Origin of the sequence: Aminobacter ciceronei (genome assembly GCF_014138625.1) — a bacterium.
Lineage (GTDB): Bacteria > Pseudomonadota > Alphaproteobacteria > Rhizobiales > Rhizobiaceae > Aminobacter > Aminobacter ciceronei.
On the sequence record NZ_JACJHY010000045.1, the window covers coordinates 19,080 to 38,628 of the forward strand.

Annotated in this window: 20 protein-coding genes; 6 read left to right on the forward strand and 14 right to left on the reverse strand. The window is 58.9% G+C overall.

Features of this window, described 5'->3' with window-relative positions; all coding sequences use genetic code 11:
• Window positions 1-73 precede the first annotated feature (73 nt).
• From HNQ95_RS29920 to HNQ95_RS29960, 9 genes are all read right to left on the reverse strand, one after another.
• On the reverse strand, window positions 74-3,250 hold the full coding sequence (locus tag HNQ95_RS29920) for an efflux RND transporter permease subunit (RefSeq protein WP_182575946.1): 3,177 nt from the start codon (window positions 3,248-3,250) through the stop codon (window positions 74-76).
• Window positions 3,247-4,704, reverse strand: a complete 1,458-nt coding sequence (locus tag HNQ95_RS29925; RefSeq protein WP_182575945.1) for an efflux RND transporter periplasmic adaptor subunit — start codon at window positions 4,702-4,704, stop codon at window positions 3,247-3,249. The genes HNQ95_RS29920 and HNQ95_RS29925 overlap by 4 nt, the downstream gene beginning before the upstream one ends.
• A complete protein-coding gene (locus HNQ95_RS29930) occupies window positions 4,701-5,102 on the reverse strand; it encodes a FixH family protein (RefSeq protein WP_182575944.1) in 402 nt (133 codons plus the stop codon). The genes HNQ95_RS29925 and HNQ95_RS29930 overlap by 4 nt, the downstream gene beginning before the upstream one ends.
• A 621-nt stretch (window positions 5,103-5,723) precedes the next feature.
• Entirely contained in the window at window positions 5,724-6,173 is a 450-nt protein-coding gene (locus HNQ95_RS29935) for a pseudoazurin (RefSeq protein ID WP_182575943.1), read from the reverse strand.
• Window positions 6,174-6,252: 79 nt separating this feature from the next.
• A complete protein-coding gene (locus HNQ95_RS29940) occupies window positions 6,253-6,534 on the reverse strand; it encodes a copper-binding protein (protein ID WP_182575942.1) in 282 nt (93 codons plus the stop codon).
• 31 nt (window positions 6,535-6,565) lie between these two features.
• Window positions 6,566-7,126, reverse strand: coding sequence for a cupredoxin domain-containing protein (locus tag HNQ95_RS29945; RefSeq protein ID WP_182575941.1), 561 nt, complete (start codon window positions 7,124-7,126; stop codon window positions 6,566-6,568).
• Window positions 7,127-7,205: 79 nt separating this feature from the next.
• The gene (locus HNQ95_RS29950) at window positions 7,206-8,525 is read right to left on the reverse strand and encodes a multicopper oxidase family protein (RefSeq protein WP_182575940.1); all 1,320 of its coding nucleotides are present in this window, start codon (window positions 8,523-8,525) and stop codon (window positions 7,206-7,208) included.
• A gap of 14 nt (window positions 8,526-8,539) precedes the next feature.
• Window positions 8,540-9,994 (reverse strand): TolC family protein, encoded by a 1,455-nt coding sequence (locus HNQ95_RS29955; protein WP_182575939.1) that lies wholly within the window; start codon window positions 9,992-9,994, stop codon window positions 8,540-8,542.
• On the reverse strand, window positions 9,991-10,224 hold the full coding sequence (locus tag HNQ95_RS29960) for a hypothetical protein (RefSeq protein WP_246719284.1): 234 nt from the start codon (window positions 10,222-10,224) through the stop codon (window positions 9,991-9,993). The genes HNQ95_RS29955 and HNQ95_RS29960 overlap by 4 nt, the downstream gene beginning before the upstream one ends.
• Window positions 10,225-10,446: 222 nt before the next feature.
• Between HNQ95_RS29960 and HNQ95_RS29965 the strand changes: the two genes are divergently transcribed.
• A complete protein-coding gene (locus tag HNQ95_RS29965) occupies window positions 10,447-10,776 on the forward strand; it encodes a hypothetical protein (RefSeq protein WP_182575938.1) in 330 nt (109 codons plus the stop codon).
• A 76-nt stretch (window positions 10,777-10,852) separates the two neighbouring features.
• On the opposite strand, the gene HNQ95_RS29970 is transcribed toward HNQ95_RS29965, so the two are convergent.
• From HNQ95_RS29970 to HNQ95_RS29985, 4 genes are all read right to left on the reverse strand, one after another.
• Complete coding sequence (locus tag HNQ95_RS29970; RefSeq protein WP_182575937.1) at window positions 10,853-12,808, reverse strand: multicopper oxidase domain-containing protein; 1,956 nt, start codon at window positions 12,806-12,808, stop codon at window positions 10,853-10,855.
• A gap of 44 nt (window positions 12,809-12,852) precedes the next feature.
• Window positions 12,853-13,326, reverse strand: coding sequence for a c-type cytochrome (locus tag HNQ95_RS29975; protein ID WP_376769281.1), 474 nt, complete (start codon window positions 13,324-13,326; stop codon window positions 12,853-12,855).
• A gap of 86 nt (window positions 13,327-13,412) precedes the next feature.
• Window positions 13,413-13,811 (reverse strand): Cu(I)-responsive transcriptional regulator, encoded by a 399-nt coding sequence (gene cueR / locus HNQ95_RS29980; protein WP_182575935.1) that lies wholly within the window; start codon window positions 13,809-13,811, stop codon window positions 13,413-13,415.
• Window positions 13,812-13,969: 158 nt separating this feature from the next.
• Window positions 13,970-14,539, reverse strand: a complete 570-nt coding sequence (locus HNQ95_RS29985) for a TetR/AcrR family transcriptional regulator (RefSeq protein ID WP_182575934.1) — start codon at window positions 14,537-14,539, stop codon at window positions 13,970-13,972.
• Window positions 14,540-14,894: 355 nt separating this feature from the next.
• On the opposite strand from HNQ95_RS29985, the gene HNQ95_RS29990 reads away from it, so the two are divergent.
• Window positions 14,895-15,422: a hypothetical protein gene (locus tag HNQ95_RS29990; protein ID WP_182575968.1), complete on the forward strand. Its 528-nt coding sequence runs from the start codon at window positions 14,895-14,897 to the stop codon at window positions 15,420-15,422.
• A gap of 409 nt (window positions 15,423-15,831) precedes the next feature.
• On the opposite strand, the gene HNQ95_RS29995 is transcribed toward HNQ95_RS29990, so the two are convergent.
• Window positions 15,832-16,203 carry a DUF305 domain-containing protein gene (locus HNQ95_RS29995; protein ID WP_312871062.1) on the reverse strand — a complete coding sequence of 124 codons (372 nt, stop codon included), beginning with the start codon at window positions 16,201-16,203 and terminating at the stop codon, window positions 15,832-15,834.
• Between the two features lie 281 nt (window positions 16,204-16,484).
• On the opposite strand from HNQ95_RS29995, the gene HNQ95_RS33485 reads away from it, so the two are divergent.
• The 4 genes from HNQ95_RS33485 to tnpC all read left to right on the forward strand — a co-directional run.
• Window positions 16,485-17,036, forward strand: coding sequence for a hypothetical protein (locus tag HNQ95_RS33485; RefSeq protein ID WP_182575933.1), 552 nt, complete (start codon window positions 16,485-16,487; stop codon window positions 17,034-17,036).
• A gap of 142 nt (window positions 17,037-17,178) precedes the next feature.
• Window positions 17,179-17,613 carry an IS66-like element accessory protein TnpA gene (gene tnpA, locus HNQ95_RS30005; RefSeq protein ID WP_182575932.1) on the forward strand — a complete coding sequence of 145 codons (435 nt, stop codon included), beginning with the start codon at window positions 17,179-17,181 and terminating at the stop codon, window positions 17,611-17,613.
• Window positions 17,610-17,966, forward strand: coding sequence for an IS66 family insertion sequence element accessory protein TnpB (tnpB, locus tag HNQ95_RS30010; RefSeq protein WP_182575931.1), 357 nt, complete (start codon window positions 17,610-17,612; stop codon window positions 17,964-17,966). Before tnpA ends, tnpB begins: the two co-directional genes overlap by 4 nt.
• Before the next feature lie 69 nt (window positions 17,967-18,035).
• Window positions 18,036-19,549: IS66 family transposase (gene tnpC, locus HNQ95_RS30015; RefSeq protein WP_182575930.1), on the forward strand; the 1,514-nt coding region annotated here is incomplete at its 3' end.

A 19,549-nucleotide genomic window follows, 5' to 3' on the forward strand; every position in this document is an offset into this window, starting at 1 on the left:
TAAGAAACACAAGGGCGACAAAGCTCATCCCCCACATTCCCCCTGACATCATCTGTTCCATTAATGTCGGCTCCTATAAGGCTGCGAGTTTCAGGTGACGCGCTTCAGTGATCGCTTCCCCCTGTTCCGCTTTCTGGATGCTGGACAATGTCCACCCCTTCACGAGCCCGTAGACGGCCGGGATCACAACCAGCGTCAGTATCGTAGACGAAATCATGCCACCGATCATCGGCACGGCGATGCGCTGCATGACCTCCGATCCGGTGCCCGTGCTCCACAGGATGGGTAGGAGACCAGCCATGATGGCGACGACCGTCATCATCTTCGGTCGCACCCGCTCGACCGCGCCGACCATGATGGCGTTGTGAAGGTCGGCCCTGGTCAGATGGCGCCGTTGTTGCACCGATTGCTCCTTGGCCTCGGTCCAAGCGTTGTCGAGGTAGATCAGCATGATGACGCCCGTTTCGGCGGCAACGCCCGCGAGGGCGATGAAACCGACCGCGACGGCGACCGACATGTTGAAGCCCAGCCACCACATCATCCAGATGCCTCCGACAAGTGCGAAGGGTAGAGACAGCATCACGATTAGCGTTTCCGTAAGCGCGCGGAAATTCAGGTAGAGAAGGAGAAAAATGAGCGCCAGGGTCAGAGGCACGACAACCTTCAGCCGCGCTTGGGCCCGTTCGAGGTATTCGAACTGACCGCTCCAAGCGACGGAATAACCAGGCGGCAGCTTCACTTCCGTAGCGACGGCCTTTTGCGCCTCGCCAACGTAACCGCCGAGATCACGGCCTGCTATGTCGACGAAGATATACACCGCGAGTTGCCCATTCTCCGTCCGGATCGAGGTCGCGCCGCGCGTAAGTTCCACCTTTGCGACTTCTCCCAATGGCACGAAGCCACCGCCGGGAAGAGCGACCTGGACGTCGCGCGCGATCGAGTCCGGATCGCTACGGAGCGCGCGGGGGTATCGTATCGAGACACCGTAGCGCTCCCGTCCCTCGACAGTAGAGGTAATGACCTTCGCGCCCAGCGCCATCGAGATGACATCCTGGACGTCGGCGATCGAAAGCCCGTATCGGCCCAGCGCCATTCGGTCGGGAACGATGTCGAGGTAATAACCGCCGATCACTCTCTCGGCATAGGCGCTGGAGGTTCCCGGGACCGACCGCAGGACCGCTTCGATCTGACGAGCGACCTTTTCCATCTCAGACAGATCGGTGCCGTACACTTTTACGCCTACCGGGGTTCGGATGCCAGTGGACAGCATGTCGATGCGGGCGCGGATCGGCATGGTCCACGCATTTGAAACGCCTGGGAACTGAAGGGCGGCATCCATTTCGGTTTTCAGGCTTTCAGGCGTAACCCCAGGTCGCCATTCCGATTTCGGTTTCAGATTGATGATGGTCTCGAACATCTCCGTCGGCGCGGGATCCGTGGCGGTTTGAGCCCTGCCTGCCTTGCCGAAGACGGATTCGACCTCCGGAAAGGATTTGATAATGCGATTTTGCGTCTGAAGCAGTTCGGCGGCCTTGGTGACGGACAGGCCCGGCAACGTCGTGGGCATGTACATCAGCGTCCCCTCGTCCAGGTTCGGCATGAATTCGCTGCCCAGTTGACGAGCCGGCCAGACGGTGACGGCAAGGGCCGCTATGGCGAGCAGGATTGTGAAGGTTTTCGCCTTCAATACCCCGGTGATGACAGGTCGATAGAGGCTGATCAGCAGCCTGTTGAGCGGGTTCCTGTGCTCCGGGATGATCCGACCGCGAACAAAGACAACCATAAGAGCGGGCACAAGCGTGACCGAAAGCAACGCCGCCGCCGCCATGGCGAAGGTCTTGGTGAAGGCGAGCGGGCCGAACAGTCGGCCTTCCTGGCTTTCGAGCGTGAAGATCGGCAGGAAGGAAACCGTGATGATCAGCAGGCTGAAAAACAGCGCCGGACCGACTTCGGCGGCCGCATCAATCAACACCTGGATGCGGGGTTTGTCTGGCGGCGCACGCTCCAGATGCTTGTGGGCGTTCTCGATCATCACGATCGCCGCATCGATCATCGCGCCGATGGCGATGGCGATGCCGCCGAGGCTCATGATGTTCGATCCGAGACCGAGGAGCTTCATCGCGGCAAACGCCATCAGGATGCCAACTGGCAGCATGATGATCGCCACCAGCGCGCTCCTGACATGAAGGAGGAACACAATGGTCACGAGCGCGACCACAATGCTTTCCTCAACCAATGTCGACTTCAGGGTCTCGATTGCAGCCTCGATGAGCTTCGAACGATCGTAGACGGGCACGATCGTGGTGCCTTCCGGCAGGCTCTTTTCGATGCCCGCAAGGCTCTCCTTGGCATTTTCGATGACGGTCAGTGCGTTTGCGCCGACGCGCTGGAGAACGATGCCGCTGGCAACCTCGCCCTCGCCGTTCAGTTCGGCGATGCCGCGGCGTTCGTCCGCAACGATCTCGACACGCGCCACATCGCCCAGTCTCAGAGGCACGCCGCCGACCGTCTTCAGCGCGATGCTTTCTATATCCGCGACTCCCTTCAGGTAGCCGCGGCTCCGCACCATAAATTCGAACTCGGAGATCTCGACAGTGCGCCCGCCCGTGTCCATGTTGCTTGTGCGGACCGCGTCGCCGATCTCTGCCAGCGTCACATCTTGGGCGCGCATCCGCGCCGGATCGACGGTGATCGAATATTGCTTCACGAACCCGCCAACGCTGGCGACTTCCGACACGCCAGCAGCCTTGGAGGCCGCGAAACGTACGACCCAGTCCTGGAGCGAGCGAAGTTCGGCGAGCGACCGCTCCTTGCCGACGACAGCATACTGGTAGACCCAGCCGACCCCGGTCGCATCCGGTCCAAGCGTCGGCGAAACTCCTTCTGGCAGTCGGCTCGCCGCCGCGTTCAGGTATTCGAGCACACGGCTCCGCGCCCAATAGGGATCGGTGCCGTCCTCGAATATCACGTAGACGAACGAGATCCCGAAGAAGGAGAAGCCCCTAACCACCTTTGATTTGGGAACCGTCAGCATTGAAGTCGTCAGCGGATACGTGACCTGGTCCTCGACAACTTGCGGAGCCTGGCCCGGATAGTCGGTGAAGACGATAACCTGAACGTCTGAGAGGTCGGGTATGGCATCAAGCGGTAGTGTTTTGACCGCGTAGAAACCTGCGCCCGATGCCAACACAGATACAAAGAAGACGAGGACAAGATTGCGGGCCGACCAGGCGATAAGCTTGGCGATCATGGCCGAGTCTCCGCGGGTGCCAGAGCACTGAGCGCTGCCTTGAGATTGCTTTCGGCGTCGATCAGGAAGTTCGCCGAGACGACCACGCGTTCTCCCTCCGTAATGCCCTCCATGATTCCAGCCACGCTGTCGCCCCGCATGCCGACCTTCACAACGCGTGGCTCGAAGCTTCCTTCGCCCTTGTCAACTATCACGAACTGGCGGTCACCCGTGTCGATGATGGCGCTGTCGGGCACCGTCACAACAGGCTCGGCTGCGCCCGTCTCGACCTCAACCTCCGCATACATGTTGGATCGCAAGAGGCCGTCTGGATTGGTCAGTTCGATGCGGATCTGCCCAGTGCGGGTCTGCGCCTGGATTTCGGGATAGATCAAGACGACTTTTCCGACGAATTCCTTGCCCGTAAGGCTGCGAACGCGGACAACTGCCTTGTCCCCTACCCGGACAGCATTCAGGTCGTATTCCGGCACGTCAGCCACGACCCACATGGTGGAGACATCGGCGATCCGGAACAGCGTTTTTCCGGCTTCGGCCATCATCCCTTCGACAGCGGACCGTTCCAGCACCAAACCGTCCCGGGGGGCCGTGAGGGTTATCGAGATCGGCGCTTTCCTGGTTTTCTCGATTTCAGCGACGGTCCCTGGGGGCACGCCAAGATTCTCCAGGCGTTGTCGGCTTCCCGCAGCCGCTCCACCGTCAGCGCCCCCCTTCAGGTCCGCCGCGTAGAGCGCACCTGCCGTTGCGATCTCCTTGGCATATAGGCGCATGAGCGGCCGTCCCTTTCTGATAGTCTCACCCGTGGTGATGTCAGCCACTTGCTCCACGAAGGCTTCGGTACGAGTTGAGACCACGCTTACTCGGCGCTCATCCAACGTAACCGTTCCAGGAACTTTGACGGGCCGTGTGACGGCATTCCTGGCTGCCAGTGCGGTTCTTACGCCTGACCGTTGCAGCTTTCCGGCCGAAATCCTGACAGTCGATCCGTCATCCGCCTCCCCTTCGTAAACGGGGAGGTAGTCCATTCCCATGGAGTCTTTCTTCGGCACCGGCGACGTATCCGGCAGGCCCATCGGATTGCGATAGTAGAGGACTTTCCTGTCACCAGAGTCCGTTCCTTCCGCGCTGGCCTGCTTCGCCGTGCCTTTGACGGGATCTTCGAAGCTCACGTCTTCGCTGGCCAGAACCGCCACGTAGTCGCGGCCATCATTGGTGCGCCTAGGCGTTGCCGAGTACACAGCGTCGCCGTCAGGATGGCGGTAATAGATGACCGGACCAGAGGGATCCTGCGCGGCGTTTGACGAAGGTTCCGCCCTGAGTGGGATGTCGAAAAACCACTCTTCGACCGTTTGCACGACGGCTAGGCCTGACAGATTGCGCTGTCCGGTCCAGTATCCGCCCGCTCCCGCCCCCGCCGCCACAACGGCAAGGGCCAGGAATGAGCCAAACCTGCTCATTGAACGGCCTTAAATTCCAGGCGGCTCTCGACCGTGTCGGACTCGCCCTGGACTTTGGCTGCGATCGAGAAGCGCCAACCTCCCGCCATTGTCAGGTTGGTCTTGAAGCGGTAGATGCCCGGCTCGTTTGACGGCAGCGCATCGACGGATGTGGTCATTGCCTCCATCCCTTCAGGAGCCATGTCCATCCTGGTGGTGAACACGACAGCCTGCTCAACGGGGGCACCCGTTCGCTTGTCGATGAGTTTTACTGCGACGACGGCATCATTGCCTTGCTCGATCTCATTCTGGACGAGTTGGAATTCGAAGTCTTCGGGAGCGGCTTGTGCGCTTTCGAAAGGCGCGATTAGCGATAACAACGCCACCATTGCGGCGCGCAGTGCAAATTTAGATTCCATGAGTTCAAACGTCCGATTGTCAGTATTCCGTGACTGTGCACGGCGTTGGGCTTGGCAACCGCCAAGCGACTACAACCGTGCAGGAGTGCCGCACGGTTCCGGCGTTAGAAACGCCGCTGACAATTAGGCTTTGGGAGGCCTCGGTGGAGGTTCGCCAACCAGTGACGACAAGGCGACATCGCGGCCGCCATGGAAGTCCACGTCGACAACAAGCCGAGACAGAAACTTGGGAGTCACTGCTCCGACAACGCTGACGAGGCTCGTCGTGCACAATACTGCTAGCGGACAGCCTTTGGCGCAGTCCGGTACGGCACGCTGTTGGTTCGGGCAGCAAGGCATGCCGTCGGGCATCGAAGCCATCGCTTCCGCAGCCATGACTGGTATCGCCGACGACGCAGCCATAGGTCCCGTGACCAACCCCATGAGGGCCAGTACCAAGAACGCGCGACCGATGCTGGACCAAAACATTGTGCGGCGGACCATGTCATATCGTGAGCGGGATGAATAGCCGTTCATAGGAATGTGACAACCGAGAGATCGTCAGCATCATACCGATCGTTCCGTTCAGAGCAGCCTAATCTGGACGAGTCGGACGCTGTGCCCGACCCGTCCGTGGCGATTTTAATTTCCGACCTGGGTGATCAACTCCGCAAGCCGAGTCTTTCCCTTGCCAGGAATCTTTGCATTTTTTGCGGCCTCAACGTTTGCAACGCTGTTGCCTACCTGAATAACCCCCACCATACCGAGGGCGGCATGAGGCAGGCATTTGTACGCATACACGCCTTCCTGATCAAAGGTGACTTTGACTGGTTCGTTGATCTTACCCTTCCACGTCGTCCCGTCCTTCGGCACCAGCAATTCCGTTGTTTCCGAATTATGCCCCTTGTCTGCAGACACGAACGTAACCGTGTCGCCCGGGGCGATTTTCAGAAAAGCAGGCTCAAATTGCCAGGCCTGTCCGTCTGTGCCCTTGTTGCGCATTTGAACTTCATACTCAGCCGCACTGGCTGCCGCCCAAGGCGCGCCTACGGCGAAAGCGGTCAACAAAAGCGTGGCAAATATTCTACCCATTTACATCTCCTTGGCTTGGGAAGCGGCCGGACGGCATGCATGGACCCGACCATAAAAATGGCCAGGTCCATGCAGAGCATCAGCTCGCCTTTTCGATCTTTGTGACGGTGATTGCGCCGTTAACACGATCTGCCTCGAAATCGACCTTGTCGCCGACCTTGACCTTGCCGAGCAAGGCCGGATCGGTGACGCGAAACACCATCTGCATCGCGCCCATGCCGAGGTTGTCGATCGGACCGTGCTTCAGCGTAATTTTGCCCTCGGTATCGTTGATTTTCTTCACTTCACCTTCCACTGCCTGGGCTGCGGCGGGAATGAGAAGAGCGGCGATGACCAGTCCAGCTTTCAAAGATGTACGCATGGTGTGTTTTCCTTTTGAGGTTTCACTTCGCTTAGTTTACGGCCGCTAGGCCAATCATCCCGGCTTCGCGATGTCCGGGAATTAGGCAGGCGAACTCAAATCCGCCCGTATTCGTGAACTTCCAAAGCATCTCTCCGGTCTGGCCAGAGGCGACACGAATGGCATTGGGATCGTCGTGCTCCATGTCCGGATTTTTCTGCATCTCGAGCGAGTGCTTCTGATTTGCTTCCGCGGTGGCCAAGACGAATTCGTGGTCGATTTCCCCAGCGTTGCGTATCTTGAACCTGACCTGTTCGCCGGCCCTCGCCTGAACGTTGCTCGGTGAAAAAATCATCCGTCCATCGTTCGTCTCCGACATCGTGATCGTGACGAGACGAGCTGGCTTGTTGGGATCGCCTGGCTCGCCATAGGCTTGCTGCGCGTCATGCGAATGGGGTGGAGCTCCAGGTTTGTCCTGGTGTCCGGCAGCAGGCGTTGGTGGGCTGAGCGCTGTCGCGGGGTCTAAGCTGGTTGTGCCTGGGAGGACCGACTGCGATGTGCAGGCGGCAACGGTCCCTGCAACCGCTACCAATGCTAGTATTTTCAAGATCATAGCGTATCCAAGTCTGGTTCAGTATTCGGTTGTTGCTGCGTGAGACGAATTTGCATTCGACGGCGGCTATGCCGGAAGATCAGCTTTTTGTGTCACCTGACGTAGCAGGAGCTGGAACATCGCCCTTCCATTCGTAGGCGACTGTCCCCTCTGGATGTTTGAACCATCCAGGATCTGAGTAGTCATTCGCAGACAGGCCCTCGCGGACCTTAACTACTGAGAACATCCCGCCCATTTCGATCGCACCGAACTGTCCCCATCCTGTCATCATCGGGATGGTGTTGTCGGGAAGCGGCATTTCCATTTCGCCCATGTCGGCCATCCCGCGGTCGCCCATTGGCATGTAGTCAGGCTGAACCTTGCGGATCTTTTCGGTGACCTTGGAGTTGTCGACGCCGATGAACGTGGGCACGTCATGACCCATCGCGTTCATGGTGTGGTGCGACTTGTGACAGTGGATCGCCCAGTCGCCTTCGTACTTGGCATCGAACTCATACGCCCGCATTGCGCCGACCGGGATGTCGATCGATACCTCGGGCCATCTTGCCTCGGGCCTGACCCAACCGCCGTCAGTACAGGTCACCTCAAAGTCGTATCCATGCATATGGATCGGATGATTGGTCATCGTCAGATTGCCAACCCTGACGCGCACACGGTCATTCTTCGACACGACGAGATGGCTGATCCCTGGAAACACGCGGCTGTTCCAGCACCACATGTTGAAGTCGGTCATCTCCATGATCTTGGGCACGTAGGTCCCCGGATCGATATCGTAGGCGTTGAGCAAAAACACGAAATCGCGGTCAACTGGCATGAACTTCGGGTCTTTGGGATGGATGACGAAGAAACCCATCATGCCCATCGCCATTTGGACCATTTCGTCGGCATGCGGGTGGTACATAAAGGTCCCGCTTTTCACGAGGTCGAACTCGTAGACGAAGGTTTTTCCTGACGGGATCCCAGGCTGTGTCAGCCCCGTTACACCATCCATTCCACTCGGCAGGATCATCCCGTGCCAGTGGATCGTGGTGTGTTCGGGGAGCTTGTTCGTCACGAAAATACGGACACGGTCACCTTCCACCGCCTCAATGGTCGGTCCTGGCGACTGGCCATTGTAGCCCCAAAGGTAGCCTGTCATTCCCGGTGCCATTTCCCGCTCGACGGGCTCGGCCACTAGGTGGAACTCCTTCACCCCGTTGTTCATCCTATGTGGCAGCGTCCAGCCGTTGAGTGTGACGACCGGTTGATAGTCTGGACCGCTGTTTGGGAAGATTGGAGGCTGCATGTCCGCAGATTCCATCAAGGGAGCGTCGGGCAGTCCCATGGCCGAGGTCTTCGTCCACGCAGTCGCACTGGCAAGGAGCGCGCTCGCCCCAAGTAATTGTCGTCTTGAAAGCATTTGTCGTTCCTTATTCAGTGGCCCGCGCCATCTGCCGCAGCCACGGCTTGGGCAGGCCCCTCACTGCTGGAGGAACCTCCACCGCCGTAAACCGCCGTCCCAAGATTGGCGTCAGCCAGCCAGAAATTGCGCTTTGCATTGATGGAAAGCATGATCGAATTGACCTTCGCTCGCGTGTCCGCGAGTAGCTCGAAAGTATTCGTGATCATCCCGTTGTAGGTGAGGACGGATTCTTCCTCGATCTTGGTGCGCAAGGGCACGACATTGTTTCTGTAGTGTCGTGCGATCTCGGCGGTCGAACGGTACGCGTCATACGCAGTCCGCGCCTCGGAGCGGACGTTGACGGCTTTCTCCGCAAGGAGATTTGCGGCCTGCATGTAAGACAGTTCCGCCTTGCGCATCCGCGCTTTGCCCGTGTCAAAGATCGGGATGACAAATTCTAGCTCAACGTTGCCGGATACAATCGTCTCCGTCTTGCCGTCTTCTTTCTCTTGCTCAACTTCCACGCCGGAAAGAATTTCGAGGTCGGTCAGGTAGCGGGTCGCCTCGGTTAACCCGTATGATTTGGCCAATGCTTCCAACTCGAGCCTTGCAACCTGCAGATCCACCCGGTTTTTCAGGGCATCAGCTACAACTGTCTGCTTAGCCTTTGAGACTTTCGGCAGAGATGGGAGGGCGTTTGGAACCGAGTATTCGGTGTCGTTTCCCCAGAGACCCATAAGACGGGTGAGCTCTTCCTTTGCCGTGCGAGCGGCAAGCTTGGCTTCTGCAGTTTGTCCCGCCAGCTCAGCGTAGAATACGTGCTCCCTCGCCTGCCCTGCCTTATTAAGCGCTCCTGTCTCACCCAGCTTCTGGGCCAACTCAGACGCAGCGTCGGCGGTAGCCTGAGCCCTATTCAGGTAGGCAACTGTTTCCCAGGCCGCCACTGCGTTGATCCAGGAGCGGCGGGTGTCGGCAGCAAGTCTTAGAGTCTCCTCTGCAGCCCTAAGTTGCGCCTGCCGGAATCGGGCATCCGCAACAGCAATCCGCTTAGGCTTGGTGATTAGGGCGAGGATGTTATTTGCCACCGCACTCTCGATGGTGCGGCCCAGACCAATCCCGATTACCCCTACCGAGACGGTTGGATTGACGGGCATTGTCTCCTGCCAAACGTCGGCCGCTGATAATCCGATTTCGGCATAGGCGGCTTGCAGGCCTCTGTTGTTCAGTAGAGCAACCTGAACCGCCGTATCGGCACCGATAGTCTTCTTTTGGATCAGTCCTTTGACGCGTTCAGAAACAATGCGCGCCTCTTCGCTTGATTGAACCCAGACGGCCTGTTTCCCTGTCACCGAGGCGGTTCGTGCCGAGACAGTATCGAAGCCCGCCATAGGATCGGAAATGCCGCGAACATTTGCCGAGGTTGCACATCCAGCGGCGATCAGAGGCATCGAAGCGGCCGCGAGCATTTTCAGGAAGCGGCGCGTCATGAGGCGGCTCCCTTATTTGCAGGAGACAGCTTGTCGTTAAGCTGACGCCAATTCTTGGGATCGACAGGATGCCTATGGCTGTAGTCGACCACGGAGTGGTGGTGAGTTTTCCGCAGTCCCATGACCGGATCGGCCGGACTAAAAGCGGGAAGTACGTTCGGTGGATTGGTTGCCGCGCAGCCGGCAACCGACAGCAATGCGAGCATCGCAAGGCTAGCGAGTTTCATCATGGACCTGAAATTTGACGTGTGCGGATGCGTGCGCCGGAACGGATTCCGGACGCTTCGCGCGACCGCCTCAAGGAGGCGTTGTCAGATCAGGCGTCGTGGGGGGCGAATAAGGGCTGCGTATTCCCCGAGCGGAAGCGCTGTTGCCACAATGGGGGCAAAGCACCGCGCGACAACACGTTCGATGTCGGGACAATCCACGGGGACCGCTTGGCACGGAGCGCAATGAACTTCACAGTTCTTGCCGGAGCCATCACGATGATCCGGGTTGCCGCCATGGCTGTCTTGGGACGTGGCGACATGACGATGATCGTGGCTTTTCGACTTTTGAATCGGCTCCAGGTCGTTGAGCACTACAGCCGCTTCAGCATGGAAGCCTGTCTCATCTGCGCCCGCAAACATTCCCGGCTGGAGGGAAGAAAAAACCAAGAGCGCAAACGCGAGAAGCGCGCGAAGCGGCCCCTTGCGATCGGTCAAGATTCGTCGAAAATTAATCATCGCGCCTCTTGGGCCCGTGTTCGCTCGGATTGTCAAGAACCGCAGCCCTCAGCTTGATTGACTGCAATCAAATGTGATTGAGGGTCAGCCTCGCAGACACCTCTCCAAACAGACGAAGAATGGCTGGTCTGCGTCAAGGCTCCACATCGATGACAAGCATCAGCCCGCCACCCCCTTTCATCTCAACATTATTGTTGGTTGTGTGATGGGGAATGTGACAATGCAGCAGCCATTTTCCTGGCCGCTGCGCCTTCCACAGGACGTCAAACCTCTGACCCGGCGCGACGTTAACAGTGTCAGCGAAATAGCGTGCGGTTTCGGCCAAGGTCTCGCCATCCACAGCAGCGACCTGGAAAGGCCCACCATGGATATGCATCGGATGAATAGCGGTAGTGTGAGATCCCACAAAGCGAACCTTGAGCGTCTGCCCCAGCTTCATTTTGATGGTTTCGGTTGCGGGGAACGCTTTCCCGTTGATGGTGAAGAAATTTGGGAACCCACCCTCCATTGGCATGGACGGGTAAGTTAGCCATTCGCGCTTGAGCCACTCTTGTAGTTGGACCGTGTATTCGAGATCAGCGGGGATCTCGTCTGCCGGATCCTTAGGGTCGATGATCAACGTGCCGTAAAGGCCCAACGACTGCTGGCGGTCCACATGGTCATGGGTATGATAGAAATAGGTGCCATGCTGGCCGACGGTGTACTCATAGGAAAATGACTCACCTGGCTGGATAGGTTTCTGGGTAATCTCCGCTGGACCATCCATCTCGTTGGGAAGGATCAGCCCGTGCCAATGAATAGTGGTGCTCTCGGGCAAGCTGTTTCTCACGTTAATCCGAATACGGTCACCTTCCGTCACGCGCAATGTCGGCCCGGGGACTTGGTTGTTGTAGGCATAGGCCTCAACTGTCTCGCCAAGCAGAATGGACCATCGGATCACTGACGCTTCGAGATCAAACACCTTAACGCCGCCTTCGACGCGAGGCTCCAGTAGTTGACCGCCGAGCGCGTCAGGCGTGGCTTCGAAAGCCGTCAGTCGAGGATCCACAGCAGCCATGTCGCGCATCGACGCCCCTGGCGTGTCGAAGTCCATGATCATGCCAGGTGCCATGATGACGTCACCAACGTCATGAGCACTCAGCGACATGTTCACCTTGGTGAAGGGATAGGCGTAGCCCCCCAAGAGAAGAATGGTTGCAAAGGAAGCAATGGCGACAATCTGGGTTGTCGTTGGCGCAAAATGGGGTGGCAAGCTTTCCCCATGCTTTTTGGGCTCATCTCCGCCGTTCGAATCTGCATGGCCAGACCCTTTCGATCCTGACCCATGCTGGTGCATTGATTTAGCATGTTTGGCGGCCTCTGCGTTGTGGGAAGCCGCGTGGTTCGCATGGCTGTTTGCCGAGCCAGCTGCTTTCGTGGTTGGGGTGCGGTCAGTCATCAAGCCATGCTTCAAGCCTTTTGAAACCAGCCAAACGTTGAACGGATAGGCCGTCAGAAAGCCGACGCTAATACCTAGCGCCATGACGCCCCAGAACAACATCTCTCCTGGCCACATCGCCCGCATGTCGCGACCCATCATCAGTATCGCCATGACAGGTGCCATGCCGGCCATCATGGCGTTCATGCTGATGAATTCGGGCATGAATGAATTACGGACGTTTTCCCAATAGGTGCCGCCCATCATGTTCTTCATGAAGAGCGCCTGGAAAATGAAAAGGCCGAGGGCAAATCCGGCGATGTATTCGATGATGATGTCCAACCACATGGGCAAGCCAAGGACAGCGGTGATGGCCGCGGCGATAATGATCCCCGTGGCATCGCCAGCAACGCAGTGGATGGTGCTGCCGATTCCCTGCTTCCAAAGCGGCTTGATAAATTGTTCGTGGGTACCCGGACGGGGTTCTTTGTCCGCGAGCACATAGAGCAACAAACCGATCGGTCCGAGATAAAGGGTTACAAGGATGAAGCCCCACTTCATCACTGCGGGTTCGGGATTATTGCGGAACTGATCCCACCCAACATATACCGTACTAAGTACCGCGAGGGTAAACCAGACGGCCAGAATATAATCGATTGGCTGAATGAACATGTCGTCTCCTCTCGCCCCAGACATCGTAACCAACGACCGCACTACTAAAGTGGCTTGCTCCGGAATTTGGCGTGACAGCTGGTACAATCCTGCAGCATCAAGTGGAAAACGTGCTCAGCAGGTATCTCAGACGGGTCCAATTCTTTCGTCGGGCCCGCTCTCTTGCCTAGCAGGCTACTTCCCATACCCCCAGTACCAGGCTTCATTCTCATATTGTCGGTGATGCCGTCCGGAGCGGTGTCTGCCGCCCTGGACAGTGCAGCCGCCAAGGTCTGGACGTGATGAGCGAGCGCCGCGAACTCGTCAGGAAACTGATCGATTTCGGCTTTGGCGGTAGTAGAACCACCGACAGAGCCACGGGGAAACTCGGCTATCAAGGCATCTCCGGATTTAGTCCGAAGGGTTTCAGCGGCCAGCTTGAAAGCGGTCGCGTCATAGTCGGTCTTGCCCTCAAACATTCCTGCAATTGTTTTGGCAGCCTCAGCCATGGCTTTCATTGAAGCCTGCCGATCTTCCACGACCCGATCGTGAGTTATGCCCGGGGCCGCCCCCGCGACTGCAATGCCCGACAGCAGCAAGACAAGCACGGGCGTGCCTGCGCGCCTCATTGAACCGCAGATTTTCCGGACAGCCCATCAATGATCGGACAGTCCGGCAAATTGTTGCCCAGGCAATGATCCGCAAGATGGCGAAGCGTGTTACGAAATTCCGTCAACTCCGCGAGCTTGCGGTCAATTTCCCCCAGCTTGGTCGTAGCGATCGCTTTGACGTCGGCACTTTCACGCTCCGAGTCGCCGTAAAGCGAAAGAAGCTGGCGGCACTCCTCCACGGAAAAACCGAAGGCACGGGAACGCTGCAAGAACCGCAGTCTGTGAACGTCCGACATGGAATAATCTCTATATCCGTTCCCGGCACGATCAGCTTTGAGAAGACCGATTTCCTCATAATAACGGATGGTCTTGGCCGGAAGCCCGGATTTCTCGGATGCCGTTCCGATATTCATAGTCGCCTCCATGTTGATCGAACACAGGTAATCCTTCCAGTAACTGGAAGTTCAAGGGTTATTTTGGTCCTCGGGAAAAATCCCCAGCCGCCGTGGATTGAAGCACCCGTATGTGCCATGCCCAGCCACAACTTCGTGACGTGGCGGCCTGCATTTGGTCAGACCTGAGGACGCAACCCGGCCAACGTGACCGTGACAAGACGGTAGACTGCGGCCTTTGAAGGGAGGCTGCTAGCGGCGGTGAGAGCATGGAGGCAGTAGCTCGCAAGCTCGTCGGGTGCGAAATCGTCACGGATCTCGCCGGACTTTGCGCCCGCGATTAGCAGGTCCCGTATGAAATCCTTAAGATGTCGCTGCGCGCGGGCTACGTGTTCGCCCCGATGCAATAGTGCCGCGAGTTCCGTACCGTGGTGGCGATGGGAGATGAGCGCGTAAGCTTCAAGCACAGCTTTGAGCTGCTCTCGAGGAGAGCCGCCTTGGTCCCTGACCTCGACAAGGTGCCCGAGGTGGCTCGACACCTGACGTTCGTGCCAGGCGACCAGGATCGCTTCGACGTCCGGAAAATACTTATACAGCGTCGCGCGGCCGATTCCGGTCTCCTCTGCGATCTGCGACATGGTTATCGAAGCCAAACCACGCTTCGCCACCAGCGCCGCCGCACTGTCCAAGGTGGCGTCGCGAACCGCGCGGCGGTGAGCGTCGATTGTCTCGTTCCAGAGTTTCGGCACTAGGCCATTATACAGGCGGCGTGGCCGTACTGTCGAGGTACAAGACAACTTGACTTCTTATAGACACAGTGTCTCGATAAACCCATGCCATCGAGAGTATCGATGCGGTCTCTATCAGCGAGCCAAGCATGGTTAATCCATCCCGCAAACCAAGTACCGATGACGACACCGTCACCCCCCTTTGGGTGAAGGTATCCGGGATCGTCGGCGGCATCCTGGTCCTGCTTGTTGTCATCATGATGCTCCTCGGAGGAAATCACGGCCCCTTGCGCCACCTATCCGGAAACGGCACCGAGCCCGCCAGCATCAAAGATGATACACCCCGAAACCAAGCACCGCCCGAGAGGGTCCGGTGATGATGATGACACCTCACATCCGCAAGTTTGTGTTGACAGCGCACATCACGTCCTCCGTCGGCTTGATTGGTGCGATCGGAGGATTCCTGGCTCTGTCCGTTGCAGGTCTGACCAGCCAGACTGCAGAGCTGGTCCGTGCAGCCTATCTCGCAATGGAGTTGACCGCATGGTTCGTCATCCTCCCGTTGGCCTTTGTTTCGCTGCTGATAGGGATTGTCCAATCACTGGGCACTCCATGGGGATTGTTCCGATACTACTGGATCGTAGCGAAGCTCCTGCTGACAGTCCTTGCCATCGCCGTCTTGCTACTTCAGATGAGGCTGATCAGCGATATGGCAGACGTGGCCGCAGGCACAGCGTTGACCGCTGCTGATTTCTGGGAAGCAAGAATGTCGCTTGTGGTTCACGCCGGTGGCGGCCTGCTGGTTTTGCTCGTGCCAATGGTGCTGTCGGTTTACAAGCCGCAAGGCAGGACCCGCTACGGCCGACGTAAACGCGAGGAGCCGCAACTGCTGTCGCAGCCATAGGATTTCCTCCCGGACGCATGATGGCCTTCTGGAACAGCATCATACCCAGACAGCGGCCAGCGCACGTGGATGGGTATGAAACCCAAGGGCCGTGCCTTGGTCCTTGCCTTTATTGCAATTCGCGAGTGGGCGAAGACCCGCCTGCCAGGCGGCCCTCCAGATTGAAAATTTGGCACCGGGACGGGGCAGGTTTTTACGCGTATCCCGCCCGCGCGCGGACGAGCAAGCGTGGAAAACCTCGGTGACATAATTGCCGTGCCGGGAGGACAGCACTTCCCGTCGAAGCGAGGGTAGAGCGATGTCCCTTGCACCCGTGACATCTGTAGAGCGGATACGGGGACGCGAACATGCGCGCCCCCGAATCCGTCACATCACTTGGCGTTCTCCGTGAGCCATTTGGTCATGTCGGCTATTTCCCGGGTTTGGGCGTCGATGACCTTCTGGGCAGTCTCTTTCGCCCATTGTTATCGCCGTTCTTTAGCTCGGCATTTGCCATTTCGATCGCACCCTGGTGATGGACGATCATTCCGCAAACGAACGCGACATCTGGGTCTTTTGCCATCATTGCCTGCATTGCCTGAGGCCTCATCATTCCCATCATCGCGGCCATGAGTTCTTGATGCTGGGCGTCCATGCCGGACATGTCGGGCATCGTTACCATGCCCTTCATATCCATTCCCTCCGCAGCCTTGCATGCTGCGGGCAGGCCCTGGGAAATGGCGGATCCGCTATTACCCAGTGCGAGGAGCGTTGCCGCAAGAGCAATCTTCAATCCATACATCGTCTTTTCCTTCCGAAAATTACTGAAGCCGCACTACCAAATCGGTTCGCGGCGGAATTGATGTCGGGGGGAAAAGTTTGCGCTGCGGAGGTCGCTCCAAGCGTGGCCTTGTAAGTGAACGAAAGGTCTGCTCGGTCTTGGAGATGGGCAACCAAACCGTTGCAAGCCACATCAAAGGAGCCTTCTCGACCGGAGTACCTGCCCAACTGCAATGCGCCTGCGCACACCAACAAAACTGACGCTCCGCGTGATCGGTCTTATGAACCAAAGAATTCCCGTTCATGAGCACCGCACTCTGGACCTGGGCGTGGGCTAAGGGCGTGGTGTCCGCCGCGAAGCCAAGTCTGCAGCCCAAAGCTAGCACCAGCAAAACCACAATTGCCAGAAATGGACGGGGCCCCACGATAACGGTCATCAACCGAAATTCTCCTTCGTCCGCAAACGGCGCTGAGGGCTTTTCGTTCCACATGGGCGACCAGCGCCATAACTCGCTCTCGAACAGGCCCGAGCAGGCTGCGATCGCGTTGAACCTGCTTGCGCACGTTGGGCAATGCACGTGCGAACTCCACGAGGCCCGAGAACTTTGCTTCACCTCGCGATTGCTCTCCGAGAGCCATTTGGTCATGACGGCTATTTCCCGGGTTTGGGCGTCGATGACCTTCTGGGCAGGCTGTTCGCCCATTTGTTATCGCCGTTCTTTAGCTTGGCATTTGCCATTTCGGGCGGATGTGGCGGCAGTGGGGCTCAGGGATCTCGTTGTGCTCGGTATGGCGACCCGCCGCATCGTTGGACGGGTGGTAGTGGGACCGGGGTTCACGACATCGAACTCATGACCAGAAGGTAAGGGATGAGGTTTGTGGCGGTGGCCCAATCCCGCTCCGCCGTCATGGCGTAAGCGGTGTTTCCGAGCCACCTTTCGGGAGTAATCGCAATCTGTGAGGTTGCCGATCCTGTATTGGGATCGGAGATCGGCTTGTGTCTGGACTTGACCTTACGCTTGACCCGGAGCGGCAGCTTCGGCGTTTCGAGGTGATCAACGGTGCCGGCGGTCGGCGTCACTGGTCGGTGGATGATAAGGCGCGGATCATCGCGGCGACGCTGGAGCCGAGCGCAATCATTTCCGAGGTCGCCCGTCGGTATGGCCTTAGGCCGCAGCAGGTCTTCGCCTGGCGCCGCGAAGCGCGCAAACAGGCCGCTTCGGTGCATCAAGATTCTCCTGCCTTTGTGCCGGCGGTTTTGGCGGCGGCGGAACCTGTAGCCAGCCGTTCACCGAAGCAGCGGAAACGGCAAGCCACCCGAGATGCCGGTATGATCGAGCTTGAGATCGACGGCATCGCGATGCGCGTCGGCCGGGGCGCCGATACCAAGACGGTGGCCGCAGTGATCCGCGCGCTGAAGGCAACGTCGTGATCGGGCCGACGGGTGCGGTCAAGGTCTTGGTGGCGACGAAGCCCGTCGACTTCCGCAAGGGTGCGGAGGGATTGGCGGCGCTGGTGCGAGAGACAATGGGGGCCGATCCGTTCAGCGGGGCCGTCTACGTCTTCCGGGCGAAGCGGACTGACCGGATCAAGCTAGTCTTCTGGGATGGCACCGGGGTTTGCCTCTATGCCAAGCGTTTGGAGGATGGGGAGTTCCGCTGGCCGAAAGTGCATGACGGCATGATGCGGCTGACGGCCGCGCAGCTCTCGGCGCTACTCGAAGGTCTCGACTGGCGGCGAGTCCACGAGGCGCGCCGGACCCGCGTTCCAGCCCAGGCGGGCTGACCCGCGACCAAGTGAATCAGCCTGGATTCCGCTGTCGCGGGCTGTCGGCGAATATGGTCTGATCCGCTCATGGCGATGACGGCTGACCAGCTTCCCGACGATCCGGACGCGCTGAAGGCGATGGTCCTGGCGCGCGACGTCGAGAATGCCCGTCTGGTTCAGATCATCAAGGAATTGCAGCGTCACCGCTTCGGCCGGCGTGCCGAGACGCTCCCCGAGGATCAATTGCTGCTGGGGCTCGAAGAGGCCGAGCAGATCGAGGCCGCCGACGAGGAAGAGAACGAACAAGCATCTCCCGCAGAGCGCCTGGAGCGCGCCAGGAAGCGTCGGACGAACCGCGGCGCGTTGCCATCCCATCTGCCGCGGGTGGAAATGATCGTCGACATCGAGGACCATGCCTGCCCATGCTGCCGCAATGGCTTGCATCGGATCGGCGAGGACGTGAGCGAGCGGCTCGACATCGTGCCAGTGCAGCTGCGTGTAATCGTCGTGCGCCGGCCCAAATATGCCTGCCGCGCCTGTGAGGACGTCGTGGTCCAGGCTCCCGCGCCGGCCCGGCTGATCGAGGGTGGTCTTCCGACCGAGGCAACGGTCGCCCAGGTGCTGGTCTCCAAATACGCCGATCACCTGCCGCTGTATCGTCAGGCGCAGATCTACGCCCGGCAGGGCATCAATCTCGACCGCTCGACCCTGGCTGACTGGGTCGGCCGCGCCGCCTGGCATCTGCGTCCGGTGCATGAGCGACTGCTTGCGAGACTGAAGGCCTCGCCGAAGCTCTTTGCCGACGAGACCACCGCGCCAGTGCTCGATCCCGGCCGCGGCAGGACAAAGACCGGGCAACTCTGGGCCTATGCGCGTGACGACCGGCCATGGGAGGGAAGCGACCCGCCGGGCGTCGCCTATGTCTATGCGCCGGACCGAAAGGCCGAGCGTCCGATCGCTCATCTCGCAGGATTCACCGGAATCTTGCAGGTCGACGGCTATGGCGGCTATCGCGTGCTGGCCGACAAAAGCTGCGTCACTCTCGCCTTCTGCTGGGCGCATGTCCGTCGGCGCTTTTATGAACTGGCAGCAGCCGGTCCCGCGCCGATCGCCAGCGAGGCGCTGAGACGGATCGCCGAACTCTACAAGATCGAGGATGGCATCCGTGGCCGATCGGCCGACGAGCGCCGCGCGATGCGTCAGGACAAAAGCCGCGCCATCGTCGCCGATCTCGAACCCTGGCTGCGTGAAAAGCTCGGCCTGATCAGTCAGAAGACCAAGCTCGCAGAGGCAATCCGCTACACGCTCTCACGCTGGGAAGGCCTCTCGCGCTTCCTTGACGACGGCCGCATCGAGATCGACAGCAACACCGTCGAACGCTCGATCCGTCCGATCGCGCTCAACCGCAAGAACGCGCTCTTCGCAGGCTCTGACGGCGGCGCCGAACACTGGGCAGTCATCGCCTCGCTGATCGAAACCTGCTTATGCCGCGCGCGGCATAAACAGGTTTATGCCGACCGTCGAACTATGCCGAGTGCCTCTTTGACCATGGCGGTTGGAGTGCGCTTCTCCCGCCGTTTTGGCCGGAGATCAGCCGTTGG